This is a genomic window from Pseudomonas sp. EA_15y_Pfl1_P101 (genome assembly GCF_963970835.1).
Lineage (GTDB): Bacteria > Pseudomonadota > Gammaproteobacteria > Pseudomonadales > Pseudomonadaceae > Aquipseudomonas > Aquipseudomonas tritici.
On sequence record NZ_CAXAPA010000008.1, the window covers coordinates 91,069 to 117,413 of the forward strand.

20 protein-coding genes are annotated in these 26,345 nt (G+C 57.4%); 12 read left to right on the forward strand and 8 right to left on the reverse strand.

Annotated elements, in window-relative coordinates:
- Positions 1-138 precede the first annotated feature (138 nt).
- The 3 genes from AACY36_RS14330 to AACY36_RS14340 form a co-directional block, all read right to left on the reverse strand.
- Positions 139-750 (reverse strand): Nmad2 family putative nucleotide modification protein, encoded by a 612-nt coding sequence (locus tag AACY36_RS14330; protein ID WP_177108266.1) that lies wholly within the window; start codon positions 748-750, stop codon positions 139-141.
- On the reverse strand, positions 747-1,196 hold the full coding sequence (locus AACY36_RS14335; protein ID WP_339497262.1) for a hypothetical protein: 450 nt from the start codon (positions 1,194-1,196) through the stop codon (positions 747-749). Before AACY36_RS14335 ends, AACY36_RS14330 begins: the two co-directional genes overlap by 4 nt.
- Before the next feature lie 150 nt (positions 1,197-1,346).
- Positions 1,347-2,600, reverse strand: coding sequence for a nucleoside triphosphate pyrophosphohydrolase family protein (locus tag AACY36_RS14340; RefSeq protein WP_339497263.1), 1,254 nt, complete (start codon positions 2,598-2,600; stop codon positions 1,347-1,349).
- An 800-nt stretch (positions 2,601-3,400) separates the two neighbouring features.
- Here AACY36_RS14340 and AACY36_RS14345 point away from each other — a divergent pair.
- The 3 genes from AACY36_RS14345 to AACY36_RS14355 all read left to right on the forward strand — a co-directional run bounded on the left by AACY36_RS14345 (position 3,401) and on the right by AACY36_RS14355 (position 6,086).
- Positions 3,401-3,670 carry a DUF6124 family protein gene (locus AACY36_RS14345; protein WP_339456793.1) on the forward strand — a complete coding sequence of 90 codons (270 nt, stop codon included), beginning with the start codon at positions 3,401-3,403 and terminating at the stop codon, positions 3,668-3,670.
- Between the two features lie 338 nt (positions 3,671-4,008).
- The gene (locus tag AACY36_RS14350; RefSeq protein WP_339416794.1) at positions 4,009-4,518 is read left to right on the forward strand and encodes a hypothetical protein; all 510 of its coding nucleotides are present in this window, start codon (positions 4,009-4,011) and stop codon (positions 4,516-4,518) included.
- Between the two features lie 134 nt (positions 4,519-4,652).
- The gene (locus AACY36_RS14355; RefSeq protein ID WP_339416796.1) at positions 4,653-6,086 is read left to right on the forward strand and encodes an ArnT family glycosyltransferase; all 1,434 of its coding nucleotides are present in this window, start codon (positions 4,653-4,655) and stop codon (positions 6,084-6,086) included.
- A 14-nt stretch (positions 6,087-6,100) separates the two neighbouring features.
- Here AACY36_RS14355 and AACY36_RS14360 read toward each other — a convergent pair whose 3' ends face one another.
- Complete coding sequence (locus tag AACY36_RS14360; protein ID WP_049711466.1) at positions 6,101-6,589, reverse strand: TIGR00645 family protein; 489 nt, start codon at positions 6,587-6,589, stop codon at positions 6,101-6,103.
- A gap of 164 nt (positions 6,590-6,753) precedes the next feature.
- Here AACY36_RS14360 and AACY36_RS14365 point away from each other — a divergent pair, with 164 nt between their 5' ends.
- Positions 6,754-8,577: a hypothetical protein gene (locus AACY36_RS14365; protein WP_339416801.1), complete on the forward strand. Its 1,824-nt coding sequence runs from the start codon at positions 6,754-6,756 to the stop codon at positions 8,575-8,577.
- A 3-nt stretch (positions 8,578-8,580) separates the two neighbouring features.
- On the opposite strand, the gene AACY36_RS14370 is transcribed toward AACY36_RS14365, so the two are convergent.
- Together AACY36_RS14370 and AACY36_RS14375 are read right to left on the reverse strand one after the other, a co-directional pair.
- Positions 8,581-8,889 carry a PA4575 family protein gene (locus AACY36_RS14370; RefSeq protein ID WP_339416802.1) on the reverse strand — a complete coding sequence of 103 codons (309 nt, stop codon included), beginning with the start codon at positions 8,887-8,889 and terminating at the stop codon, positions 8,581-8,583.
- Positions 8,890-9,203: 314 nt separating this feature from the next.
- Positions 9,204-11,642, reverse strand: a complete 2,439-nt coding sequence (locus tag AACY36_RS14375; protein ID WP_339416803.1) for a Lon protease family protein — start codon at positions 11,640-11,642, stop codon at positions 9,204-9,206.
- Positions 11,643-11,909: 267 nt separating this feature from the next.
- Between AACY36_RS14375 and AACY36_RS14380 the strand changes: the two genes are divergently transcribed.
- The 6 genes from AACY36_RS14380 to AACY36_RS14405 all read left to right on the forward strand — a co-directional run bounded on the left by AACY36_RS14380 (position 11,910) and on the right by AACY36_RS14405 (position 17,249).
- Positions 11,910-12,398, forward strand: a complete 489-nt coding sequence (locus tag AACY36_RS14380; protein WP_010206666.1) for a DUF3015 domain-containing protein — start codon at positions 11,910-11,912, stop codon at positions 12,396-12,398.
- A 94-nt stretch (positions 12,399-12,492) separates the two neighbouring features.
- Positions 12,493-14,346 (forward strand): Lnb N-terminal periplasmic domain-containing protein, encoded by a 1,854-nt coding sequence (locus AACY36_RS14385; protein WP_339416804.1) that lies wholly within the window; start codon positions 12,493-12,495, stop codon positions 14,344-14,346.
- A 101-nt stretch (positions 14,347-14,447) separates the two neighbouring features.
- Complete coding sequence (locus AACY36_RS14390) at positions 14,448-14,747, forward strand: chorismate mutase (protein WP_339416805.1); 300 nt, start codon at positions 14,448-14,450, stop codon at positions 14,745-14,747.
- Between the two features lie 214 nt (positions 14,748-14,961).
- Positions 14,962-16,047, forward strand: coding sequence for a type I restriction endonuclease (locus tag AACY36_RS14395; protein WP_339416806.1), 1,086 nt, complete (start codon positions 14,962-14,964; stop codon positions 16,045-16,047).
- 277 nt (positions 16,048-16,324) lie between these two features.
- Positions 16,325-16,681 carry a hypothetical protein gene (locus AACY36_RS14400; RefSeq protein WP_339416807.1) on the forward strand — a complete coding sequence of 119 codons (357 nt, stop codon included), beginning with the start codon at positions 16,325-16,327 and terminating at the stop codon, positions 16,679-16,681.
- Between the two features lie 70 nt (positions 16,682-16,751).
- Positions 16,752-17,249: a GreA/GreB family elongation factor gene (locus AACY36_RS14405; protein WP_339416808.1), complete on the forward strand. Its 498-nt coding sequence runs from the start codon at positions 16,752-16,754 to the stop codon at positions 17,247-17,249.
- On the opposite strand, the gene gdhA is transcribed toward AACY36_RS14405, so the two are convergent.
- The gene (gene gdhA, locus AACY36_RS14410) at positions 17,246-18,583 is read right to left on the reverse strand and encodes an NADP-specific glutamate dehydrogenase (protein WP_339416809.1); all 1,338 of its coding nucleotides are present in this window, start codon (positions 18,581-18,583) and stop codon (positions 17,246-17,248) included. The genes AACY36_RS14405 and gdhA overlap by 4 nt on opposite strands.
- A 342-nt stretch (positions 18,584-18,925) precedes the next feature.
- Complete coding sequence (gene ettA, locus AACY36_RS14415) at positions 18,926-20,590, reverse strand: energy-dependent translational throttle protein EttA (RefSeq protein ID WP_339497264.1); 1,665 nt, start codon at positions 20,588-20,590, stop codon at positions 18,926-18,928.
- Positions 20,591-20,905: 315 nt separating this feature from the next.
- On the opposite strand from ettA, the gene AACY36_RS14420 reads away from it, so the two are divergent.
- Positions 20,906-24,757, forward strand: coding sequence for a sensor domain-containing protein (locus AACY36_RS14420; RefSeq protein ID WP_339416813.1), 3,852 nt, complete (start codon positions 20,906-20,908; stop codon positions 24,755-24,757).
- Positions 24,758-24,977: 220 nt separating this feature from the next.
- Positions 24,978-26,231, forward strand: a complete 1,254-nt coding sequence (gene glyA / locus AACY36_RS14425) for a serine hydroxymethyltransferase (RefSeq protein ID WP_049711455.1) — start codon at positions 24,978-24,980, stop codon at positions 26,229-26,231.
- The last annotated feature ends 114 nt before the right edge of the window (positions 26,232-26,345 follow it).

The window sequence follows — 26,345 nt, forward strand, 5'->3', positions numbered from 1 at the left end:
GCAAGCAGCGCTAGAGCTTGCGCGTGCTGATTCGACGTTACAGTTACGGTGAAGTAAACCTCTGTTTCAGCCGCTACGCATATGAGTGTCAGCGAAGGGCGGCGGGCTCGAGCTCGATTTGGCGTTCCCCCCTGAGCGTTATCGCCATGACGCTGGCCGGCTTCGAAAGCCTTGGGTAGGAAGCGATTTAAACCAAATGTCCACCTCAATCCTAAACGCTTCCGAGAACGTGCTTCGGTAGTTCCGTGCTGGAGGGTACAAATCCTCGCCCTGGAAGTTGCGCAGGTAAGCGGGTATCTCCACCGCATTGGCTCCCCAATAAACGAACTCTTCTCCGATAAGCACATTGTCGGAGCCCAAATCCCTTACCAAGTTAGCTTGGTTGATGAGTCCGCCGTCAAAGCTGTGATGGGAGTCTTCCTGGACCCATGAATCGTTCACGACGTGATAAATGTTGTCCCCATACGCCATGCTCTTGCTTGAGTACAAATCAGGCCGTTTTATTCTGAACCTCTCGTCCTCCCAGTATTCCTGAAACGAAAGCTTCTGAGAGACTCTCATTACAAAAATGAGTTTTTCCGGCAGGTTCAGTCCTACGCTGCCACAGCCAACCACAATATCGCCTACTCGAGCAGCCTTCCTGATTTGAGGTTTGCATGTTCCCAGCGTGCAGATGCCATGAAATGGATTTGGAGCGAAGCCATAATCCCTCACCAGCTTGTACGAGAAGACCTTTGGGACTGGGCTCATTGACACTTGACCCGGTTAATATCTCGTTTAGGGCTAGGGGACCCATCAGCCTGCTCCCAGACCTGCTTGCCCTGGATCACATCTTTCAATTGCGGGCTGTCGATGGTTAGTACAGAACTGGCGATGTCATCGAATATTTGCGGTAGGGATTCAACATTTTCGGCGACAGCAACAATTTTTTTACCTGACGCCCCTGCGTGGCCCGCTGCAGCTGTCAGGCAGTCAGAGCCTTCTTCCGGGATCAGAAAAATGCAGATGACGGCATTGTCGATGCAACTTTTGATTTCTTCGGATATAGCCCCTGCCGCCTGCGCTGCTTCCACGACTTCCTGCTCAGCCTCTGCTGTGCAAACGTCAAAACCTTCCTCGGCAAGCTGCTGACAGACTGACTGCGCTTCCGCGTCCATTCCTGTAGTGAATACGACGCAGGCTTTCTGACTGCTCATGATTGGAACCCCCCTTCTACTGCCCGGTATCGGTTGTTTTTATTTCTGATCAACAATGATCGGTGGTCGGGGCCAGAGTTTGGTTCTCAGCCGACGACTCGGGACCGGCATGCCGTAATGCCGCTCAATCAGCCCACCTGACGACTTTCACTATTCGTCGTCACCCTCGCGAAAGCTGATCGTGTGATTGTCGAAGTCGGCGGTGATGTACCCTTTCCGGGAGCTAGAGAGCTTCCGGAAAATATCAAACCCTTCCAAGATCGCTTTCTCCCATTGCCACAAGGCGCATCGTTCGACTTCGTAACCCCTTACGAACTCTTGAATCGATTTCAACAGGTCGTAGTCGATGTGATCGACATTCTCAAACAGATCGCACTCAAGACCGCGGCCAAAAATGAACGTGGCCACGCCTTCTTCTATGAGGATGGCCCTAGCGCCGTCTTGGTTTTCGTCTACGTCAGGAACACTTTTGCGCTTGAGGTGAAGAAGAGCTCTTAGGACAGGCGACCAGCCTAGATGCACGGCGAATGCGATATGGAAAACATCGTGAAAACGATAGTCATCACGCTCCATTTTGTTGTCGGTAAGGCGATCGCCAATGATGATCTTGTTGCACTTTTGAATGACGTACTGCTTACCGCCAATGTTCTCTTCGGCGATGAAAAACTCTAAATGCGAAGGCAGCCTTTCATTTTTTGGCATCTCCGCATCAATTCTTGGGGGATAGGTAATCTCCCCAGGCCAGCGGCTGAACGTTTTTTTGAGGTTCCCAAGGGCGGCCGCATCCATATCCACCCCGGCAGAATCTGCAGCAGCAACCAGTGCTCGGAAAATGTCCACCAGATGCGCCGAAAGCTTGTCCCGATTTCTGGTGAACGTGTCGTTCTTGAAATCGTTTAGCAGGTCGCCTACGCATCCCGCGAGCGTTAGAACTTGGGCGCTAAAATCCTCCTCCGAGACAGGCTTCTCAACCCGGCTCTGCATATCACCAAATACAAGGTTTGGCTCCGAAGGCTCAACGATGTCCCAGTCTTCGATTTCTCGGAAGACTCGTTGAGATAGCGTGGATAAATCGAGTTGAGCACGGGATGCGAGGTTTGAAAAGTACCAAAGCACATCGCCAAGCTCCTCGAGAATGATGGCGTTGTACCTTTTGAACGCCGCCCGATCACGCTGTCGTTTTTTAAGTGCGCTCAGCAGACTACCTACCTCGCCGAACAAGCCTAGGATCGTAAGCTCCAAGCCCGTATCCGGGAGTTTGTCCGTCGTCTTAGCGATTTTTTGATAGGTGCTTATGCTCATGGTCCAGTCGTTGCTCACTTCAGGAGGAAGGACTACGAACTGTTCAGGCACTTGAAGGGGGTCGTGGTAATTGCCCAATGGAGAAGTAGTGTTCGCGTCCATGCGGCCCTCCGGCCAGAAGTCTCAGTACAAAACCGTGAGAAATTTTAAAGCTGTCTCTTTGCTACCATCATCATGGGGTATCGAAACTGATTTGCACACCCCCCCAGAACGGGCCGAGTGGGTTGGGCCATAACGCGGTAGAGACTTCTTTGCGGTATCTATTTCGTTCCCACGTCCGTAGGACGCTCATCGTAACGCCCCTTTACTTGAATCGGCCGATTTCTGCCTGTCGCCACCGGCACGGTATGGGCAGCCCACCCAATCATAGTCATAACGCGTGTTGCTCCACTCTGACGCAAACCGAATGGTCAAGTTGAATGACATTTGCGTGGTATTCCAATTGGTATTCCAACTAAAAAAAATAGCCGCCATTGATTTCATAAATCAATAACTTACTGAGCGAATTCAAATTACCCCGGCGCATCGACAAAACCCGCCTACTGCGGGTTTTGTTGTTTCTGGGGTTCGGAAATCACCGCCAAACCTCGCCTCGGATTTTTCCTTCAAGATGTCGCGCCCTGGGTGAACTGGTTCCACTCCCCACACTCGGCTAACCTCTCCACGTCGCTGCAAAATCAGCGACCGGGTTTAGCAGCTCGGTTAATATCAAGGCCTGCAAAGCCACCATCCGTTCAAGCGATGCTTTCAGCATCCGCTGGTTCGCATTATGGCGGCTGTGCGTGGGGCACTTTCGGGTGCGCTGGGTTCCTTGATTCCTGGTCTGCTAACCCGCGTACGGTCGCCACCCTTTTCGTTTAGCAGCGATGTCTGGCGACTCCATTAATCAAGGAGATTCAGCCATGAAAAAAATCACGCCCAATCCTCCAGCGACTCTCTTCACCATCGCGCCAAACATCGATCCCGAAACACTGCTGATCCAAGCCAGCGAAACCCTTGCATCGCTGGACGCAATCATCACAGACCTGGCCTTCGAACTCGACGGATTAACCCGTCAAAAACTCTTGGGTAGCCAGCAACTAGTGGTGCTGGGCGGATTACTCATTGAGCGTGTGCTCGTCACGCTGGCCTCCACCGCTGACGCGCAACCGTTCCCGACGCAACCTCAGTAGCCAATCAAAAAAGCCGAGTCGCGTGCAGGCTGACGCCGCGGATAACGGTCCAACAACTCACCCTGGCAATCACCACTTCATACTGAGCTCAGGCTTTCACACCCCTTTCACACTTGAGCGTCTATGGTAATCCCAGCTCCTTGTGAATATCCCTTTCAAGCCCGCTTTTCCCCATCGCGGGCTTTTCTTTGTCTGCGATTTGCCATCGTCTCATTTCCCCGGCTCACGCTCTCAGCGCACCACCCAAGGGGTACATCCATTACAATTCAATGATGCACTACTGCCCTGTCTCCGAGAGACACCAGCGGCAGGCTCTGACTACAAGGACGAACGTCGCATTGAACAAAAACTCCTATGCCTACCTGATACCAACCACCATTGGCCTGCTACTCTTCACCGCGCTGATTCTGGTCTGGATATTCATTATCTGGCCGTCTGCACATTTCAACCCGGTAGCTGAAAAGATCGCCCTGATCTCATCGCCAGCGCTGGCAATCATCTTGATGGTGTGGGGGTGGCATACCAGTAACTCCAGGTTCCTGCGCAAAAAACCGCTGGATCGATTAAAAGTCTTTTTCGGCTTGCTCATCGCCAGTGGCCTGGTGATGGATGCGCTGCTATCGGTGGTTATTCTGCTTACGAGCACGGTATTCAGCAGCTATGTGACTTCGTACGAATATGCAGCGGGAGGCAGGCATAATTGCGCAGGCATCCGAGTATTCGATACGGAAGTGAACAAACAGATTAAAATTTGCCGTACCAGCTACTACGGTGAACAGGGTTGGGTAAGGGTGGAAAAACGTAGTGGGCCGTTGGGAATTGTTGTAATAGACACCACGCGCCTGTGACTTCCTATACCGCCCAATAGGCGCCCCTCACTATTCTCCCATCTGTTCACGAAACGTTCAGAAACACTGACAGATACTAACCGATAGCAATGGCCGCTCCCCCGAGCGGTCCCCCGCCTCGGTAGCCACAACCCATGACACGTCCCGCTCCCCTGCTGCTCCTGCTCGCAGGCCTGTTGTTCTTCTTTGCCCTGGGCAACCACGAGCTGCAAGGCTCCACCGAAGCCCGCGTCGCCGGGATCGCCATGGCCATGCACCTGGACAATAACTGGGTGGTGCCCCAGTTGTTTCGTGAGCCCTTCCTGGAAAAACCGCCCCTGAGCCTGTGGATCAATGCCGGGGCCATTCGCCTGTTTGGCGGCACCACCTGGGCCGTGCGCCTGGCCTCGGCATTTGCCGGGTTGTTCAGCGTGATGCTGCTCTACGCCATGCTGCGCAGGTTCGGCCGGCCGCAGACGCTGGCGTTCAGCGCGGCATTGATCCTGGCGACCATGGCCAGTTACTGGAGCAATGTGCGCGGCGTGGGGGAAGACTCGCTGCTCAGCCTGGGCGTGACCACTGCGCTGCTGGCGTTTTACCAAGCCGTGCGGCCCGAGCGCCAAGGTTCAAGCACAGCCGCTTGGGCACTGTTTACCGCTGGCATGGTGATCGCCACGCTAAGCAAAGGCGTGCTGGGCCTGGCGATGCCGGGCATTGTGATTTTTGTGTACCTGGCCAGCACCAGCCTGATGGACAAGCGCCTGCGCATCGGCGACTGGCTCAAGCCGGCGCTGTTTACCTTGTTGGCGCTTGTGCCGCTGGTGATCTGGTTGGGGTTCCTGTTCCAACGCGGTGGTATGCAAGCGGTGGCCGAAGTGCTGTTGACCAACAGCGTCGGGCGCTTCAGCGGCTCGTTTGTCGAGGCTGGGCATTACGAGCCGTTCTACTACTACATCGCCAAGCTGCCCGAGGCGTTCCTGCCCTGGAATATCCTGGTGTACCTGGGCCTGTGGCATTTGCGTAAAAGCCTGGTGCGCAACCGCTACCGGCTGTTTTTCAGTGTCTGGCTGGTGGCGCAGTTCACCCTGCTGACACTGGCGTCCAGCAAGCGCACGGTGTACCTGATGGCACTGACGCCGGCCGCCGCCGTGTTGGCGGCGGAATATGCGCGGGTGCTGCTGGGCTGGCTGAAAGACCACAAGCCCGCGCTGTATAAACACCATAGAACAGTCGTCAGCAGCGCTTTCACCCTGGTCGTGGCCTGCTACCTGGCAGCCGCCTTCTGGTTCGCGCCCAAGGCCGACGTGCGCCAATCGTTCGTGCCGGTGATCAGCCAGATCCAGGCGCTCAAAGACGAAGGCAAAGAAGTTGTGCTGTTTCAGCCCAATGAACGCATCGCCGGGGCCAGCGTGTTCTATCTGCGGGGCTACCTGCCCATCCTGCAAACCGAGGCCGAGTTGCACGATTACCTCGCCGCCAAGCCCGGCAACGTTGCGTTGCTGGACCACACCAACGGTTTGAGCACGCCAGTGAGGGTAGCCAAGGAGATGTCGATCAATCGCCAGCCTTACTATTTTGTGGAGCAGTAAGGCTGGCGCAAACATCAGTGCTTGGTGAGTTTGTCCAGGTAGCCCATGGCGAACGCCGACACCACAAAGGTCATGTGGATGATCACGTACCACATCAAATGCTCCGGATCGACGTTCTTGGCGTCCATGAAGATGCGCAGCAGGTGGATGGACGAGATCGCCACGATCGAGGCCGCGACTTTCATCTTCAGCGACGAAGAGTCCATGGTGCCGAGCCAGTTGAGCTTTTCTTTGTTTTCATCGATATCCAGTTGCGAGACGAAGTTCTCGTAGCCGGAAATCATCACCATCACCAGCAAGCCACCGACCAGCGCCATGTCGATCAACGACAACAGCAGCAGGATCACCTCGGATTCCAGCATGGTAAAAACAGTGGGAATGACGTGAATGATTTCCTGGAAGAACTTCAGCGCCAGGATCAGCAAGCCCAGGGACAACCCCAGGTAGATGGGCGCCAACAGCCAGCGTGAGGCGTACATAGTATTTTCGATAAAGCGTTCCATGGGATCTCACACAGCTTGGCTAAAAATGGTGGCGAGTATACCAGCGGTTCCAAAACACCTGTAACCACGAGAAAACTGAGCTGGGCGGCATCTGTAAGAGAATTTTTCTGCTAGTGTCGAGCCCAATAAAAATCGGCTCGATGACGTCGGACAGGAAAACTCAGATGATGGATGTGCGATCCCCTTTGGCCAATCTCGGCCTGTGCGCGGCATTGCTGCTGGCCGGCGGCTGCTCGCCCAGCGACGAGCAGAAGCAGGCCACCCTCGAAGAGAAAACCGCACAATTCGAACACTCCCTCGACAGCATCCAGGACCCCAAGCTGCGCGAAGCCGTTGCCGAACTTGGCGGTTCGCTGCTGTTTCTGGAACGGGCACGGGTCAAGCTTGCCACCAAGCCCATCGAAGCCGAATACGGCGAAGACAGCCTGGCCCTGCTCAGGCACTACCCCACGCCCCAGGCGCTGGTGGACACCTACATCAATGGCCTGTTCGTGCTGCGTAAAACCTCACACTCCGACTATTTGACGGACTTGCAGCCGGTCTTCCCGTTTAATTTCAGTATCCCGAACCCATTCCCGTTTCCCCATAGCCTGGAATGGCGGTCCGTCACCTTGAGCAACAACAAGGTCATCTCCTTTCAGCCGGAATGGTCGGAAACCGATCCGGGCATCCAACTGAGCCCCAGCAGTTCCAACCTGACCAACCCCGACGATTTGACGGTGACCTACCCGTTTATCGACGGCATCGAAACCGACAACAAGAGCCAGCCGCAACCCGTCAACCTAAAGGGCACCGTTGAAGTGGTCGCGCCGGGCAAGGTGTTGACGTTTGATTTGTCGAAAAAGGACGTCGGCCACAAGCGTACGGAAGGCAATATCACCCTCAACCTGCTGCTCCTGGAGAAAAACTACGCCGAGATCGAGCTGACCAACAGCCAACCACTGGCACCGGAAGTGGGTGACGAGTCGCCCAACCCGCTGCTGGTACAGGCACGGGACAGCACTGGGCAATTCCTCACACGCTCGGGCTCGATCAACGAAAGCAGCGCACAGGTGGCGTTCTACGAGAAGCAACTGGCCGAGATGCAAAAGCAGAAAGTCTGGTCGGACGCGTTTGAAAAACAGCTCACCGATCAGCAAAAAGCCTTCGAACACAAGCAGGGCAGCCATTACGCCAAGGTGTATTTCAACGGTTTGATCGACAGCCTGCAGGTCAACGTGCTGGATTTCTCCACCGCTACGCTTACCCGCAAAGACCTCGACCTGCCCGTGCTGCGTTTTGACAAGAACAGCCTGCAGCAAACCGTAGAGGCCTTGCCGATGCCGGTTACCGTGTACGACGACAGCGCCGCCAGCTGGCTCAAAGACGCGAGCATGACCGAAGACCAGCTGAAAAAAAGCGTCACCATCAGCCAGTCGGTCGAGGACGCCAGCGCCGCACACATCGTGTTTGACCACCCGTTCACCTTTAATGACGACCTGGTGGGCAGTGAGCGCAACAGCAGCGAATCGCCGGTGACCTTCTTTACCGCCGACGAAAAGGGCGAACGGGGGGAGCCTATCGAATTGCCGACTGAGGCCTTCGAACTGAACCCGGCGCGCGGCACCCTCACCTATGACCTCAACCTGTTCCCGGAAAACCCGGCCTTTGTGGTGGGCTCGATTCCACTGCTCTTGGCGACCATTGAAAAAACCGACATTGAGGTAGCCAAGCTACCCAAAGGGCTGTCGCTCAAGGACAACGCGCTGGTCGTGGAGCAGAAGGAATTCCCTGCCGACAGCTGGCGCTTCTACGCCAAGGACACCAGCGGCAACTACCTCAAGGAAATTCTGGGTGTGAGCCACCGCGCCGAGGAATACGGCACGGCGCTGTTTGATGTGCATTATTTCTACGGCCAGCCGACGTCACTGGAAAGCTACCAACGCACCGACCTCAGCACCGTGCAGTACGGCTTTGAAGTCAAGCTGGACAAGCCCGAGAGCAAATAGCACTCAGTGCTGGGTATCACCCTTGAGCTGTCGCAGATGGGCCTGCATGTGCAGGCTCCAGATCTGCGGATCGCCCGCCTGCTCATAGCCATGCAGGGTCAGGCTATCAACGATGGATTCCAGAATGTTTTCCGCCACGACGGGGCCGTGAAACGGGCCCTGGGACTTGATAGTGGAGGGTTGTTCGCCGGTCATTCCGGCGGCAAACAACAACGTCCACATGCCGTTATCCCCCGCAAGAGGGCGAATGGAGCATTCGATACGGGTAACCAGGCCAAAGCACTGACGGGTGAGGCAAAGGTTGCGCGGCATGGCGGCGACCCTCGTTAGATCGGTGTTCAACCTGCGCCTGGGGCGAGGCTGTCTCTATCCAGCGACTCCTGTGGATATCCCTTGAACACAGAATAGAAGAAAACCGCGACAAACCAAGGCTGTAGGGACCAACGGCGCTAGCCCCTCAAACCCAGTCAAATTTATGGCGGCTTCAGGATTTATTCAAATACACCACCGTCAATCTGGGAGCTGGCCCGCCTGCGATGACTGACGTCCAGGCAACATTCTGTTGACGGGTAGACCGCTATCGCGGGTAAGCCAGCTCCCACACTTGACCGCTTCACGACAAAAAGTCAGGTGGGTTTGGTTTCGGCCAGCGCCTCCTGTGCCAACTCCTTCTCCGCCTCCTTCAAGTCGTCCTCACTGATCATCTCGGCAATCGCGCGCAAGCGCTCTACCACGCGCGCATTGACCGTGCCTTCCGGGAACTGCCCTTGCGCATCCGGCTCACCGGCGTCCTCGCCCACCAGCAGGCTCAAGGCTTCATCCGCCTGGCGCACGGCATAGATATGGAACTGCCCGGCGCGCACAGCCTGCAGCACCTTCTCATCAAGCATCAGCGTGGCGACGTTGGCTTGCGGAATGATCGCGCCTTGCTCGCCGGTCAACCCGCGTGCTTCACAGAGGCGGAAGAAACCTTCGATCTTCTCGTTGACCCCGCCCACCGCCTGCACTTCACCAAACTGGTTGATCGAACCGGTGATGGCAAAGCACTGTTTGAGCGGCGTCTTCGACAAGGCCGAGATCAAGGTGCACGCCTCGCCCAGGGACGCACTGTCGCCGTCCACGTAGCCGTAGGATTGCTCCAGCGCGATGCTGGCCGAGATCGCCAGCGGGAACTCCTGGGCATAACGGCTACCCAGGTAACCGGTGAGGATCATCACGCCCTTGGAGTGAATCGGCTGGCCGAGGTTAACCTCACGCTCGATGTCGACAATGCCGCTGCCGCCCGGGTACACCGTGGCGGAAATCCGCGCCGGCACGCCGAACGCCGAGTCACCCACCTCCAGCACCGTCAGCCCGTTGCACTTGCCTACGGCGGCGCCGGCGGTGTCGATCAGGATGACCCCGGCCAGCATGTCGTCGAGAATCCGTGCCGACACGCGCCCGGTGCGCGTGGCCTTGGCCTTGAGTGCGCGCTCGATATGGCCGGCATCGGTCATTTCGTCGCCCGCCAGGTGGCGAATGAAATCCGCTTCGCTGACCAGTTGGAACAAATCACCAATGCGCGCCGACAAGCGCCCTTGGTGCTCGGCCAATCGCGCGCTGTAGGTGGCTAACCGCGCCACGGCATCCGACGTCAGCGGCGCCATGCCTTCTTCCGACGTGCGGGTTTTGAGCAACTGGGCGAACTGCTCCAGGCTCTCATCGACCATCGGGATGTCTTCATCAAAATCCACCAGTACCCGGAACATCTCCTGGAAGTCCGGATCGGCGTCCTGCAACGCGTAGTACAACTGGCGGGAGCCGATGATGATCACCTTGACCTGCAGCGGGATCATCTGCGGGTTCAGGGTGACGGTCGCCAGGCGGCCCAACTCGCCCAACGGCGATTCCATCTTCAGCTTGCGCGACTGCAAGGACCGCTTGAGGGCGTCCCAGACAAACGGCTCGCTGAGCATTTTTTCGGCTTCAAGAATCAGGAAACCGCCATTGGCGCGGTGCAAGGCGCCTGGGCGCAACTGGCGATACGTGGTGTAGAGCGCGCCCTGATCGGTGCTGTATTCGATACGGCCGAACAGGTTGTCGTAGGTCGGGTGCGGTTCAAACACCACCGGTGCGCCGCCGTTGACCGCATGCCCCACCACCAGGCTTGGGCAGTACTGCTCTTCAAGCAGCTTGCGCGCCTGGGCGTCGGTCTTGGCGTCGTCCACCAATTGCTCGACTACGGTCTTAAGCAGGTACACCTGCATGGCTTGCAGATAACCGCAGACAGCGGCGTTTTCCGCGTACTTTTCCGACAGCGGTGCGAGCAAAGGCTGCAGGGCCAGCGTGATGGTTTCTTCGTTGAACTGGCGCAGTTGGTTATTGGACTCACGCTTCCACTGCGGCAGGCTGGCCAGCTCTTCGTTGAGGCGCTCTTCCAGCTCGGAAATATCCGTGTGGAAACGCTCGCGATCGGCTTCCGGCAACTGCGAGAACTCGGCCTCGTCCAGCGCCTTGCCGTCGAGCATCGGGGTAAAGGCGATGTTGGAGCTGTCGCGGTACAGCGCTACGCCTTTTTCCAGGGCCAGGCGTTCGATTACGTCCAGGGCCTTGTCGTAGCGCTGGTTGAAGGCGCGGTCGATGGCGCTTTTGCGCTGTTGATACGTCGGGTGCTCGAAGACCGCCGGGAAGGTGGCAACCAGGTTGTCGACCAAGCCATTGATGTCGGCAATGAACGCCGCCGCAGCGCCGCCTGGCAATTCAAGGGCGCGGGGTTCGCGAGGCTCATCGAAATTATTGACGTAAACCCAATCTGCCGGAGTCTGCAGGCGTTTACCTTCGGCCCTCAGGTAACGTTTGACGAACGAAAAGCGGCCGGTGCCGGGCTCGCCCATGACAAATACGTTGTAACCGGGGCGTGGCATGGCCACACCGAACTGCAGTGCTTCAACCGCACGTTCCTGGCCAAGCACACCGCGAAAGGGCTCCAGATCATTGGTGGTCGAGAAGCTGAACTGTTCAGCGGAGAAAGGGCGAGTCAGCGCATCGGGCGCTAGACGCAAGCTGGCAGCAACAGGATCAGGCATCGGGCTTCCTTACATCAGGCGGGGCAGATAACGGCATTCTGGCTCCCGGTTACGCGCTCTGGCAAGGCGCGCTTGAGGGAAAGCACAGACGCGGGATGCGCCCCGCAAAATTAGTGCGACATCGCGAATTGTTTTATAAAAATACACGGAACCCTTAGAACGTGCCTAAACTCCAAACTGCGCGGGTTGGACTAATAACCGATCCCTAGGGCGCGTTGACGTGCCTGAACCCTTGTCCATTGGTTTGCACACAAAGAGAACAAAGCTATGAAACGGATCCTTCTCGGTACTCTCTTCACCGTCGTCTCCCTCAATGCAATGGCAGAAGCACCAGGTGGCCCGAACTGCGGTTGGGGCAACATGTTGTTTGAAGGCCAGCGCGGTACTCCAGCTCACTTCCTGGCCTCTACCACCAACGGTACTTCGGGTAACGCCACCTTCGGCATGACCTCGGGCACCAACGGTTGCAGCACCAACAGCGCCCTGAGCTATGGCGGCAAGTCCTGGATTGCCATGAATGGCATGATGAACGAGCTGTCCGAAGACATGGCCAAGGGTAACGGCGAAGCGCTGACTACCTACGCTGTGGTACTGGGTGTTGCGCCGGAAGATCGCGAGCACTTTGCTGCCGTGACTCACGAGCACTTCCAGCAAATCTTCAGCAAGGCTGACGTGACGGCTGATGACGTGCACAACAACACCATTGCTGTACTGAAAAGTGATGCCCGTCTGGCGAAATACGCTACCCAGGCTTAAGCTCGACCTGCCCGCGCCTTTCGAGGCGCGGGTTTTATTTTTTCGACCTATCCCCCCCTTGGGTCTTTTTTTTATTTCGACTTAAGTAGCCCCCATGCTCAAACGCCTCGCTTGCCTGGCTCTCTTCGCCTGCGCCCCGCTGCACGCGGCACCGCACCTCGATGATCAACGTTTGCAGCAATTGGCCAATGACCCCTTCTGGTTATCCCTGGGCCACTACGAAGCCGGCAAGATCAGCGGCTGGCGCAGTTATGTCAGCGATAAAAAGTTTTTCCTCGCGCCTGACGGCGCCCATCACCCGGATGCGGAACTCAAGGCCACCGTCGACGCCCTTTACGCGCCGGCCAGCCTGGGTGAAAAACATGCCCAGTGCGTGTACCCCGCACGAACCCGCTGGCTCAAGGATCAGTTGCAGCTGACTGACCTGCCTGCCGTGGACTGCAAAGAATTCAAGCAGTGGTTCAAGGACGTCGCCCCCCATAGCGCGGTGATGATCTTCCCGGCGGCCTACCTCAACAGCCCCTCCTCGATGTTCGGCCACACCCTGCTGCGCATCGACCAGGCCGACGTGCAAAGCAACAACACCGCCCTGCTCAGCTACGCGATTAACTTCGGCGCCTATATCGAGGGCTCCGACAACAGCATTCTCTACGCCTGGAAGGGCCTGATGGGGGGTTATCCCGGCCTGTTCGCCTTGGTGCCCTACCAGGAAAAACTCTCCGAGTACCGTAGCCTGGAGAACCGCGACCTGTGGGAATACCGCCTCAACCTCACCCAGGTCGAGACCGAACGCATGGTCGAGCACGTGTGGGAGCTCAAGCAGATCCAGTTCGACTACTTCTTCTTTGACGAAAACTGCTCCTATCGTCTGCTGGAATTGCTGCAAGTGGCGCGCCCTGGCCTACGCCTGACCGAACAATTTCCGCTGACCGCCATCCCGACCGACACGGTCAAGGCCGTGAAAGAGGCCGGCCTGGTAGAAAAGATCGACTACCGCCCTTCCCGCGAACGTGAACTGCTGGAGCGCGCCAAGCCACTCGACAGCGACGAGCAGCAATGGGTATTGAAGGTCAGCGAAGACCAGAAACAATTGCAGGAGCCCGCTTTCAAAGCCCTGCCCCGCGAGCGCCAGGCCCTGATCATCGACGCCGCTTACCGCCTGGGCCGCTACCGCGCCAATGGCTTGGAGCGCGACACGGTACGTTCCCAGCGCAGCTTCGAACTGCTGCGCGCGATCAATCAGAACCCTGCGCCCGACCTTAAAATCGTGCCGCCCGGCCTGCCGGAAAACGGCCATGAATCGCGCACATGGCAAGCCGGCATTGGCACCCGTGGCGACAAAGCCTTTGGTGAATACGGCCTGCGCATGGCCTACCACGACCTCAACGACAACGCCGAAGGCTTCCCCCTCGGCGCGCAAATCGAAATCCTGCAAATGAAACTGCGCCAGTACGAAGGCAACCACTGGCAACTGCAGCAACTGGACCTGGCCACCATCCGCTCCCTGACCCCGCGCAACGCGCTGTTGCAACCCTGGTCATGGCAAGTCACCGGCGGTCTGGAGCGCGTGCCTGGCAAACACGACGACGAAACCCTGGTCGCCCACGTCAACGGCGGTGCCGGCGGCACCTGGCAACTGCGCGACGACATGCTCGGCTTCGCCCTTGGCACCGTACGCGTGGAACATAACAACGACTTCAACGAAGCCATCTCCCCGGCAGCCGGGTTCAATACCGGGGTGTTGTGGAGGAATCCGCTGGGTAATTTGAGTTTGGAAGCCAAGGGTGATTTCTTCACCAATGGCGAAGTGCGGCGCAGCATCAGCTTGAACCAGCAGTGGGAGCTGTCACGCAACCTGGGGCTGCGGTTGAGTGCGCAGCGCGAGTACAGCCACCTTTCCACGCCAGTCAACGAAGTGATGCTTGAGGTGAAGTGGTATCACTACTGAACCGGCCCCTAAAGCTCAACACAGATCAAATGTGGGAGGGGCTTGCCCCTCCCACATTTGGCCCGAGTTTATTCAGAGACCTCTCAAGGAGTTCAAACGACATGGCCGTTACCTGCACAACGCTGGAAGAAGTCCGAACCCACATCGACCGACTCGACCAGCAAATTGTTACCCTGCTCGCCGAGCGAGGTCGTTATGTCTTCCAGGCAGCGCGCTTCAAAAAAGATGCCGATGACGTAAAGGCTCCCCAGCGAGTTGAACAGGTAATCGCCAAAGTCCGGGATTTGTCGCAGACAGTAGGCGCCAATCCAGAGGTCACTGAGCAGGTGTATCGGTCAATGATTGCGGCGTTTATTCAGCAGGAGTTGGCTGAGCATGCTGCGCTCGTACAAACCAGTTAAGAATTGCCAACTATATTCATCTCTACAGAAATCCTTCACACACATTTAACCTATTGATTTTCAAACGAGAATAATCAGAGGATTTTTTAGCTTTTTTTAACATTCACAAACTTGCTTCGACGAAGCCTCGCTTTATGAGGATTTGTGTCTAGTCTCGGGTAGCAATCAAATCGCCACCACGTCTATCCACGGATCTGAATAGGTAGAGGCTTATATGGATTTTTTTGAAAAACTCACCAGCCTGGCAGCGAAGGTTCGTCTGCAAGGCCCTGCCATTCAAACAGAAGAAGCGACAAAAAATGCTTTCGTAATGCCCTTTATCAATACGGTGTTGGGCTACGACGTATTTGATCCACAAGAAGTGATGCCTGAATTTGTCTGTGATGTAGGGACGAAGAAAGGCGAAAAGATCGACTATGCGATCATGAAAGAGGGTGAGGTCCAAATACTGATCGAATGCAAAAAAATCGGTGAGTCATTGAGCATCAATCATGCATCGCAGCTTTTTCGATACTTTCATGTCACGAGCGCAAGAATCTCAATCCTCACAAACGGCCAGGTCTACAGATTTTTTACCGACTTGGACGCTCCAAATAAAATGGATGAAAAGCCATTTCTAGAATTGGATTTATTAGACATTGATGAGTACTCCGTACCAGAGTTGATCAAACTCACCAAGTCGGCATTCGACGTTGACTCAATAATCAATGCCGCTGGAGAGTTGAAATACGTCAGTCAACTCAAAAAGCTCATTGGCTTACAGGTCAGCAAACCGGAAGACGACTTCGTTAAATTTTTCGCTTCCCGAGTTTACGAAGGTGTCATCACACAGAAAGTGCGCGAGCAGTTTTTCGAACTGACACGAAAAGCGTTAGCTCAGTTTTTGAACGATCAGATCAATGATCGACTCAAGTCAGCGATGAGCGGAGCCATCCAACCAACAATGGCATCAATGCCCGTCGCGCACAGTGCCAATTCAGATGCGCAGGATAGAGACGAGTCAGAAGATAAAATTCTGACGACGCTTGAAGAGCTGGAGGGCTATCACATCGTCCGAGCCGTTGTTCGATCGGTGGTCGATGCCAAGCGGATTGTTCAAAGAGATACGCAAAGCTATTTTGGGATATTACTGGACGACAATAATCGCAAGCCGATTTGCCGTCTTCACTTCAATCGCAGTCAGAAATACCTCGGAATATTCGACGAGGAAAAAAATGAAACACGGCACGCGATTTCATCCATTGATGAAATTTACGAGTACGCCGATCAGTTGAAAAAAACAGTGGGTTATTACGACTGAAGGCCGCAGAGCGTTAGTTAGAATACGCTCCCGAAATCGTCGATAACCGTGTGGTGAGCGGGGCTGCGCAGCGGCCCCAAAACTACTCAGAGGGGACCGCCAGTCATACCGCGGTTGTCTTAATTAGGGCCGCTTCGCAGCCCCGCGCGGGGCAAGCCCGCTCACTACAAGTGCCGCGCTCACCGCCCAACACCTTTCTCACTTCCCTTTCACACCGCCCTGACAAATCCCCTTCTAAACTCTCCCTATCAGCCGTGAAACGGCCAGGGAGTACGCCATGTGGCGGTTTGCGTTATTGCTGTGTGCGGTGGTGTGGCTGGCGGGTTGTCAAACGACCCATCAGGATTTGCTGGCCAAGGGGTACCCACCGGCTTTTGCCGACGGTTTTGACGATGGCTGCAGCAGCGGTCGCCAGGCTGCCGGGGTGATTACCGGGGAGTTTCGCAAAAATGTGCCGCGTTATCTGAAGGATCGGCAATATGCCGAAGGCTGGGAGGATGGCTTTCGCCAGTGCAAGGCCATGCGTGAAAACGAAGAGTTGCGAAACTACAAGGACAACCACTGGGATGACCGAGAGCGCGCCTGGCAGCACGAGAAAGACCGCGACGCCGCCAGGGCCTATCGCTCGCAATAGGTCGCTTTCAGACATCCATCGAAACTAATGCACGGCGAACATGGCCCAAACTCCATAGAGGGAGAACACCATGAGCCGAGCTTTTGTAAACGAGGACAACGCCGCCGACCAGGCCGACCCGCCGGTGGAGCGTCAAGTGAGCCAGCAGCCCAACCGCCTAACTGCGCAAGGGTTAGCGCAGTTGCAGGCCAAGGTTGCGCAGTTGCAGCAGGAACACAGCGCACAATCCGCCAAGGGCGAGCACGCTGACAAACAACGCCAGGCGGACCTTGAACGGGATTTGCGTTACTTCAACCAACGGGTGCAGAGCGCCCAAGTGGTCGCATCGGCCACTTCCAGCGATAAGGTGCAGATCGGCAGTTGGGTGACCTTCGCCAATGATCAGGACGAGCAGCAGCGTATTCAGTTGGTCGGTGAAGACCAGGCCGACGCTGGTGCAGGCTTGATCAATTGGGGCTCGCCCCTGGGCCTTGCATTGCTGGGCGCTCAGGTCGGCGACGAGGTGCTGTGGAAGCGCCCCGTCGGCGATCAGTTGATCGAGGTGCTGCGCATCGAGCCCGAGGCTTAGACGATGCCTTGGGCCAGCATCGCGTCGGCCACTTTCACAAAGCCCGCGATATTCGCGCCTTTCACGTAGTTGATCCGACCGTTTTCTTCGCCGTAATGCACGCAGGCATGGTGGATCGACTGCATGATGGCGTGCAGCTTGCTGTCCACTTCGCCCGCCGTCCATAGCAGGCGCATGGCGTTCTGCGACATTTCCAGGCCACTCACCGCGACACCGCCGGCGTTGGAGGCTTTGCCCGGTGCGAAGAGAATGCCTGCCTCGATAAAGATATCCACAGCGTCTAACGTGGTTGGCATATTGGCGCCTTCGGCCACGCAGAGGCAGCCGTTGCGCAGCAGGGTGCGCGCAGCATCGGCATTGAGTTCGTTCTGAGTGGCGCAAGGCAGCGCGATGTCGCAAGCCAGTTCCCATGGGGTCTGGCCTTTGCGGAACTCCAGGCCAAAACGCTCGGCCAGTTCGCTGATGCGCCCGCGTTGCACGTTTTTCAGCTCAAGCAAGGCCGACCATTGTTCTTCGGTCAAACCGCTTTCGGCGTACAGGGTGCCTTCGGAATCGGACAGGGAGATCACCTTGCCGCCCAGGTCCATGACCTTGCGCGCCGCGTATTGCGCCACGTTGCCGGAGCCGGACACTGCCACACGCTTGCCCTCGACACGCTGGTTATTGCGCTTGAGCATTTCCTCGGCGAAGTACACGCAACCGAAGCCGGTGGCTTCCGGGCGAATCAGGCTGCCGCCGTAGGTCAAGCCCTTGCCGGTCAACACCGAGGTGAATTGGTTGCTCAGGCGCTTGTACTGACCAAACAGGAAGCCGATTTCACGGGCGCCCACGCCGATATCGCCGGCCGGCACGTCCACGTCCGCGCCAATATGGCGATACAGCTCGCTCATGAAGGATTGGCAGAAGCGCATGACTTCAGCATCGCTCTTGCCCTTGGGATCAAAGTCCGAGCCGCCCTTGCCGCCGCCCATAGGCAGCGAGGTCAGCGAGTTCTTGAAGGTCTGCTCGAAGGCGAGGAACTTCAGCACGCCCAGGTTCACCGAAGGGTGGAAGCGCAGGCCACCTTTATAGGGACCAATGGCGCTGTTCATCTGGATACGAAAACCGCGATTGACCTGGACCTTGCCATGATCATCCACCCACGACACTCGGAAGGTAATGGCGCGTTCCGGCTCGCAGATGCGCTCCAGGATGCCCGATGCCAGGTAGTGAGGGTTGGCTTCAAGAAACGGCCACAGGCTGCGTAGGACTTCTTCTACTGCCTGGTGGAATTCGGGCTGGTCAGGGTCGCGTTTCTTGAGGCGAGCGAGGAAGGATTCGACGGATTCGATCATGAAAAGTCTCGGCAGATTGATTGTTTTTAAATGAGATTGAGCCCGACCTTAGCAACTCGTCATGCACCTGAAAAGCGCAAGATGTCGCCTTTATGAATTTAAATGGTGCATTAGATATAAATAACCGCGTTTATCTGCACCAAATAAGGGACTCAGGCTTGGAGCATGCACCAACAGCCAAACCGCACTCGCGAGCAAGCCCGCACACATTTGATCGGTTTCAACGCTGGAATGCGGTCGAATGTGTGGGCTTGCTCGCGAATGAATCCACCCAGGTCTTTCAGAAAGCACGCAAAAAAAAACGGAGCCCGAAGGCTCCGCTCTTTCAAACCACTGACCCAATCAGGCCAGTTTCTTGTGACGCACACGGTGCGGCTGGGCAGCAGCATCGCCCAAACGCTTCTTGCGGTCCGCTTCGTACTCGGTGTAGTTACCTTCGAAGAACACCGCCTGGGAGTCATCCTCGTACGCCAGGATGTGAGTCGCGACGCGGTCAAGGAACCACCGATCGTGAGAGATCACAATGGCGGCGCCAGGGAAGTCCAACAGCGCTTCTTCCAGGGAACGCAAGGTTTCAACATCGAGGTCGTTGGACGGTTCGTCGAGCAGCAGGACGTTGCCGCCCTCTTTCAGGGTCAGGGCCAAGTGCAAGCGACCGCGCTCACCGCCGGACAAGTCCTTGACGAACTTCTGCTGATCGCCGCCCTTGAAGTTGAAACGACCCACGTAGGTACGCGACGGGATTTCATAGTTGCCGATGCGGATCTGGTCAGAGCCGTCGGAAATCTGCTGGAACACCGTCTTGCTGCCGTCGAGGTCTTCGCGGCTCTGGTCCACACAGGCCAGCTGCACGGTTTCACCGACTTCGATAGAGCCCGAATCCGGCGCTTCCTTGCCCATCAGCATACGGAACAGCGTGGATTTACCCGCACCGTTACCGCCAATAACGCCAACGATCGCACCTTTTGGCATCGAGAACGACAGGTTGTCGATCAGCACACGGTCGCCATAACCTTTGGATACGTTCTTGAACTCGATGACCTTGTCGCCCAAGCGTGGGCCGGCCGGGATGTAGATCTCGTTGGTTTCGCTGCGCTTCTGGAATTCCTGCGATTGCATTTCTTCGAAGCGTTGCAGACGTGCTTTGGATTTGGACTGACGAGCCTTGGCGCCTTTGCGCACCCACTCCAGTTCTTCCTTCATGGCTTTTTCATGGGCCGATTGTTGCTTGGATTCGGCAGCCAGACGGTCGGACTTGGCTTCCAGCCAGCCGGAGTAGTTGCCCTCGTGAGGGATACCGGCGCCACGGTCGAGCTCGAGGATCCAGCCGGCCACGTTGTCCAGGAAGTACCGGTCGTGCGTAATCGCAACCACGGTGCCCGGGAAATCGTGAAGGAAATGCTCCAGCCAGGCGACGGAATCGGCGTCCAAGTGGTTGGTCGGTTCGTCAAGCAGCAGCATGTCAGGGGCCGACAGCAGCAGGCGGCACAGGGCCACACGGCGCTTTTCACCACCGGACAGGAATTCGACCTTGGCGTCCCATGCCGGCAGACGCAACGCGTCGGCGGCAACTTCCAGCTGACGCTCCAGGTTGTGACCGTCGCTGGCCTGCAGGATGGCTTCGAGCTTGGCTTGTTCGGCCGCCAGTTTGTCGAAGTCGGCGTCTTCTTCAGCGTACGCGGCGTAAACCTCGTCGAGGCGCGCCTGGGCGTTTTTGATCACGCTGACGGCTTCTTCAACCACTTCGCGCACGGTCTTGGTCGGGTCCAGGATCGGTTCTTGCGGCAGGTAGCCAATGTTCAGATCGGGCATCGGGCGGGCTTCGCCTTCGAACTCGGTGTCGACGCCGGCCATGATTTTCAGCAGCGTGGACTTACCCGAACCGTTGAGGCCGAGCACGCCAATCTTGGCGCCAGGGAAAAAGGACAGCGAAATGTTTTTCAGGATTTCCCGCTTCGGAGGGACAACTTTGCCCAGCCGATGCATGGTGAAGACGTATTGAGCCAAAATGTGGACCTCATGAAAAAGTGAGAACAGGCCTACGTAGCGTCATGGCGCTGTACATAGCATTGCGAATCCTCAAGGTTAACCTAAGTGGCCGGGCGTATCGAAATCTATCTATTAGATTAGCCGCCCATACCTTCAGAGGTTCCAGCCCCCCCTCATGCTTGGCAGACAACCTGATCCACACAGGTGCCTGACTTGTGTCCCGCCAGGCGGGGCTGGCACTTTGCCACAAGTCAGGGCATGCTAGCCGCCCTCCGGGCGTCCGGCTTATAGTGCATGTCGCGCGCCAGTCCAGCCAAACCGCAGGATCACAGCTTGTCCAAAGTCACGCCGCCTACTCCCCTGCGCGCCGCTCATATAGCGCCGGGAGCGCCCCTGCACGGCACCCTCAAAGGCGCATTGGCGACGCTCGTCCTCATGCTGCTCGCCTTATTGTTCTGGCAACTGCTTGACCAGTTGCAGCAAAACCAGAAGAACCAGCAGCAATACACCATCGACTACAGTGCCGACCTGGCAGAACAGATCAGCCTGAACATGGCCCTGAGCGCAAAAATCGCTCTGAACCTACTACCGATGGTCGAGCCACCGCGCGACAGCGAACAGCAACAGGCCTTGATGCGCACCTTGCAGCGCTCGCTGCCGGAGCTACGCAGCATTGCCCTGCTCGCCCCCAGCGGCGCGATGATCAGTGACAGCGCCACTGACAGCCAGGACGGCGCCTGGCTTGAAGAGCTGGTGCAGCGCAGCCACTCCCAGTCCTATTACCTGAGCAACAACGACGACGGCACCCTCATCTATCTGTTGTTGCACCAGCCCAGCGGCGGTTCAAGGATGTACTGGGCGTTGCGCCTGGCACCCAACTATCTGGCCAACCTCACCCCCCAGGACAGCCAGGGCCAACGCCCGATGTGGGTCATCGAGAATCGCATCAACCACCGCGTCATCAGTCGTGACAGCGGCATGCCGGCCCAGTGGGCCAGCGCCCTCACACCGGACGAACTGAATAAAAGCGTACTGGTCACGCCTCTGAGCAAGAGCGACTGGCAATTGCGTGGGCTATTCGACCGCACCGCCGTGCTGGAGCAACTGCTGCCGGCGTTTATCGGCAAATGCCTGTTGGGCCTGGCGTTCTCGCTGATCCCGGTGATCGTGCTGTTGAACATGCGGCGCCGCCAGCGCCAAGTGCATGAAGGCCGGCGGCGCTACCAAGATATTTTCGAAGGCACCGGCGTGGCCCTGTGCGTGCTTGACCTGTCGGGCCTGAACGGTTTCTTCGACAAGACCGGGTTGCAGACCCGCGAGCAATTGCACACCTGGATGCAGGCCAACCCCGACGAGCGCCAGCGACTGCTCAAGGAGTTGCGCATCACCGAGGTCAACCAGGTGGCGGTGCGCCTGTTGAACGTGGGCTCCTGCGAGGAGGCCTGGGGACGCCTGATCGATGACTGCCCGCGCAATGCCACGTCCATCGGTTACCAGATACTCGATGCTGTCCTGACCCAACAGAACCAGTTGGAGCTGGAAATCCAGCTCAAGGACGTGGCCGGCAACGACCAATACCTGTGGCTGGTGATGCGCATGCCAGAGCAACAAGACGACTTCAAGGCAGTGATCCTCAGTATCAGCGATATCACCAGCCGCAAGCTGATCGAGCTGTCGCTGGTCGAACGGGAAAGCTTCTGGTCAGACGTGGTCCGCACCGTGCCCGACCACCTGTATGTGCAGGATGTGATCAGCCAGCGCATGATCTTCAGCAACCACCATTTGGGCCACACCCTCGGCTACAACAAGGCCGAACTGCAGCAAATGGGCGAGTACTTCTGGGAAATCCTGCTGCACCCCGAGGACGGCGAGCATTACCACGATTTGCGCCAGCAGCAGCGCAATGTCGGCTACACCACGCAGTTGCACTGCCAACTGCGCTTCCGTCATCGCGATAACCAGTGGCGCCGTTTCGATATCCGCGAACAAGCCCTGGCCCGCGAAGAAACCGCGCAGATCAGCCGGATCATCGGCGTGGCCAAGGACATCACCGACCAGATCGAAGCCAGTGAATCCCTGCGCGACAGCGAACAGCGATACCGCATGCTGGCCGAAAGCATCAGCGACGTGATCTGCTCCACCGACAGCCAATTGGCCCTCAACTATGTCAGCCCGTCGGTCAATGCCGTGCTGGGCTATGACGTGGATTGGGTGTTCAAGAACGGCTGGCAGTCGATCATTGCCAACCCGCAGCAACTGACCGGCATTTATAGCCTGATGGAGCAGGTCAGCCGCGCGCTGGGCGATACCGAGGCGCTGAACAAGCTGCGTGATGACATTCAAACCCAGTTGTTCCTGTTCGATTGCCTGCGCGCCGACGGTCGCAAAGTGCCGATTGAGTTGCGCCTGGTGCTGGTGTGGGACGAACACGGCGCCTTTGAGGGCATCCTCGGCGTGGGTCGCGACATCAGCCAGCAGCGCCGCGCCGAGAAAGACCTGCGCATGGCGGCCACGGTATTCGAGCACTCCACATCGGCGATCCTGATCACCGACCCGGCGGGTTATATCGTGCAGGCCAACGAGGCGTTCAGCCGGGTCAGCGGCTACGCGGTCAGCGATGTGCTCGATCAATTGCCAGCCATGCTCACCGTCGACGAACAGCAGGAAGCCCACCTGCGCTACGTGCTCAAGCAACTGCATCAGCACAGCACCTGGGAAGGCGAAGTGTGGCTCAAGCGCCGTAACGGCGAGCATTACCCGGCGTGGGTCGGCATCACTGCCGTGTTTGACGATGAGGGCGACCTGGCCAGCTACGTGTGCTTTTTCAGTGATATCAGCGAGCGCAAGGCCAGCGAACAGCGCATCCACCGCCTGGCCTACTATGACGCCCTGACCCACCTGCCCAACCGCACGCTGTTCCAGGATCGCCTGCACACCGCGTTGCAGTCGGCCGAACGGCAAAAGTCGTGGGTAGTGCTGATGTTCCTCGACCTCGACCGCTTCAAACCGATCAATGACTCCCTGGGCCACGCCGCCGGCGACCGTATGCTCAAGGAAATGGCCACGCGCCTGCTGGGTTGCGTGGCCGAAGACGACACCGTGGCGCGCATGGGTGGCGACGAGTTCACGTTGCTCCTGCAGCCACGGGTCAACCGTGAAATGGCGCTGAACCGCGCGATCCATGTGGCCGAGCAGATCCTCGCCAGCCTGGTAAAACCCTTTGTATTAGAAGGACGAGAATTCTTTGTGACCGCCAGTATCGGCATCGCCCTCAGCCCGCAAGACGGTAACGAGCTGAGCCAACTGATGAAAAACGCCGACACCGCGATGTATCACGCCAAGGAGCGCGGCAAGAACAATTTCCAGTTCTACCAGTCGGACATGAACGCCAGCGCCCTGGAGCGCCTGGAGCTGGAAAGCGATTTGCGCCACGCCCTGGAACAGGACGAATTCGTGCTCTATTACCAGCCGCAGTTCAGCGGCGACGGCAAGCGCCTGACGGGCGCCGAAGCCCTGCTGCGCTGGCGTCACCCGCGTCGCGGGCTGGTGCCGCCGGGGGACTTCATCCCGGTGCTGGAAGAGTTGGGCCTGGTGGTGGACGTCGGCGACTGGGTGATCAGCGAAGCCTGTCGCCAGCTCAAGACCTGGCATCAGAACAAGGTGCGCGTGCCGAAAGTCTCGGTGAACATCTCCGCGCGGCAGTTCTCCGACGGCCAGTTGGGCACGCGCATTGCCACTATCCTCAAGGACACTGGCCTGCCGCCGGCGTGCCTGGAGCTGGAGCTGACCGAAAGTATCCTGATGCGCGAAGTCAACGAGGCCATGCATATTCTCGACAGCCTGAAAAACCTGGGCCTGAGCATTGCCGTGGACGACTTCGGCACGGGTTATTCGTCGCTCAATTACCTCAAGCAATTCCCTATCGACGTGTTGAAGATCGACCGCACCTTTGTCGATGGCCTGCCGTCAGGCGAGCAGGATGCACAGATCGCCCGGGCCATTATCGCCATGGCCCACAGCCTGAACCTGGCGGTGATCGCTGAAGGCGTGGAAACCCATGAGCAACTGGACTTCCTGCGTGAGCATGGCTGCGATGAAGTGCAGGGCTACCTGTTTGGGCGACCGATGCCGGCGAATCGGTTTGAGGCGCAGTTCAGTAACGACGCCCTCTTCATGGTCGATTGATTGGAGCTAACAGCTCTAATCAATCGACCATGAAGAGGGCAGCGGCAAGCTTCAAGCTTCAAGCTGTAAGCGGCAAGCAAGGGCAAATCTGCTTTTACTTGAGGCTTGCAGCTTGCAACTTGAAGCCGGCGCTTCATCGCATGATTACCTTTCATACCCCTTCTAAAAGCGCCTGGGTTAGAATGCCCTCCTTTTCTGCCCCCGATCCTTGAGGACCGCCATGTTCAGCCGTGATTTGACCATTGCCAAGTACGACGCCGATCTCTTCGCCGCCATGGAGCAAGAAGCCGTGCGCCAGGAAGAGCACATTGAGCTGATCGCTTCGGAAAACTACACCAGCCCTGCGGTGATGGAGGCTCAAGGTTCGGTGCTGACCAACAAGTACGCCGAAGGCTACCCTGGCAAGCGCTACTACGGTGGTTGCGAGTACGTCGACGTGGTTGAGCAGTTGGCCATCGACCGTGCAAAAGAACTGTTCGGCGCTGATTACGCCAACGTCCAGCCGCACGCCGGCTCCCAAGCCAACAGCGCCGTGTACCTGGCCCTGCTGCAAGGTGGCGACACCATTCTGGGCATGAGCCTGGCCCACGGCGGTCACTTGACCCACGGCGCCAGCGTTTCGTCCTCCGGCAAGCTGTACAACGCCGTTCAATACGGTATCGATGCCAACGGCCTGATCGACTACGACGAAGTCGAGCGCCTGGCGGTCGAGCACAAGCCAAAAATGATCGTGGCCGGTTTCTCTGCCTACTCGCAGATCCTCGACTTCCCACGTTTTCGCGAAATCGCTGACAAAGTCGGCGCCTACCTGTTCGTCGACATGGCTCACGTAGCCGGTCTGGTCGCCGCGGGCGTCTACCCGAACCCAGTGCCTTACGCTGACGTGGTCACCACCACCACCCACAAGACCCTGCGCGGTCCACGTGGCGGCCTGATCCTGGCGCGCGCCAACGCCGAGATCGAAAAGAAGCTGAACTCTGCCGTATTCCCAGGCGCCCAAGGTGGCCCGCTGGAGCACGTGATCGCCGCTAAAGCGATCTGCTTCAAGGAAGCGCTGCAGCCTGAGTTCAAGACTTATCAGCAACAAGTGGTGAAGAACGCCAAGGCCATGGCTGAAGTGTTTATCGCCCGTGGCTTTGACGTGGTGTCCGGCGGTACTGAAAACCACCTGTTCCTGCTGTCGCTGATCAAGCAGGACATTTCCGGTAAAGATGCTGACGCTGCCCTGGGCAAAGCCTTCATCACCGTGAACAAGAACTCCGTACCCAACGACCCACGTTCGCCGTTCGTCACCTCCGGCCTGCGCTTCGGTACCCCAGCTGTGACCACTCGCGGCTTCAAGGAAGCAGAGTGCAAGGAACTGGCCGGCTGGATCTGCGACATCCTGGCTGACCTGAACAACGAAGCCGTGATCGACGCGGTCCGTGAAAAGGTCAAGGCCATCTGCAAAAAGCTGCCGGTATACGGCGCTTGATTGCAGTTGCTTGAATAAGAAGCCCGGCTTTTGAGCCGGGCTTTTTTATGCCAATTTCAGTTTGGAATGCGTTCAAAAATGTGGGAGCGGGCTTGCTCGCGAAAGCGGTGTATC

Coding starts and splice junctions, on each gene's coding strand:
- AACY36_RS14330 (WP_177108266.1), bottom strand. CDS start 750: ATGAGCCCAGTCCCAAAGGTCTTCTCGTACAAGCTGGTGAGGGATTAT.
- AACY36_RS14335 (WP_339497262.1), bottom strand. CDS start 1,196: ATGAGCAGTCAGAAAGCCTGCGTCGTATTCACTACAGGAATGGACGCG.
- AACY36_RS14340 (WP_339497263.1), bottom strand. CDS start 2,600: ATGGACGCGAACACTACTTCTCCATTGGGCAATTACCACGACCCCCTT.
- AACY36_RS14345 (WP_339456793.1), top strand. CDS start 3,401: ATGAAAAAAATCACGCCCAATCCTCCAGCGACTCTCTTCACCATCGCG.
- AACY36_RS14355 (WP_339416796.1), top strand. CDS start 4,653: ATGACACGTCCCGCTCCCCTGCTGCTCCTGCTCGCAGGCCTGTTGTTC.
- AACY36_RS14360 (WP_049711466.1), bottom strand. CDS start 6,589: ATGGAACGCTTTATCGAAAATACTATGTACGCCTCACGCTGGCTGTTG.
- AACY36_RS14365 (WP_339416801.1), top strand. CDS start 6,754: ATGATGGATGTGCGATCCCCTTTGGCCAATCTCGGCCTGTGCGCGGCA.
- AACY36_RS14370 (WP_339416802.1), bottom strand. CDS start 8,889: ATGCCGCGCAACCTTTGCCTCACCCGTCAGTGCTTTGGCCTGGTTACC.
- AACY36_RS14375 (WP_339416803.1), bottom strand. CDS start 11,642: ATGCCTGATCCTGTTGCTGCCAGCTTGCGTCTAGCGCCCGATGCGCTG.
- AACY36_RS14380 (WP_010206666.1), top strand. CDS start 11,910: ATGAAACGGATCCTTCTCGGTACTCTCTTCACCGTCGTCTCCCTCAAT.
- AACY36_RS14385 (WP_339416804.1), top strand. CDS start 12,493: ATGCTCAAACGCCTCGCTTGCCTGGCTCTCTTCGCCTGCGCCCCGCTG.
- AACY36_RS14390 (WP_339416805.1), top strand. CDS start 14,448: ATGGCCGTTACCTGCACAACGCTGGAAGAAGTCCGAACCCACATCGAC.
- AACY36_RS14395 (WP_339416806.1), top strand. CDS start 14,962: ATGGATTTTTTTGAAAAACTCACCAGCCTGGCAGCGAAGGTTCGTCTG.
- AACY36_RS14400 (WP_339416807.1), top strand. CDS start 16,325: ATGTGGCGGTTTGCGTTATTGCTGTGTGCGGTGGTGTGGCTGGCGGGT.
- AACY36_RS14405 (WP_339416808.1), top strand. CDS start 16,752: ATGAGCCGAGCTTTTGTAAACGAGGACAACGCCGCCGACCAGGCCGAC.
- gdhA (WP_339416809.1), bottom strand. CDS start 18,583: ATGATCGAATCCGTCGAATCCTTCCTCGCTCGCCTCAAGAAACGCGAC.
- glyA (WP_049711455.1), top strand. CDS start 24,978: ATGTTCAGCCGTGATTTGACCATTGCCAAGTACGACGCCGATCTCTTC.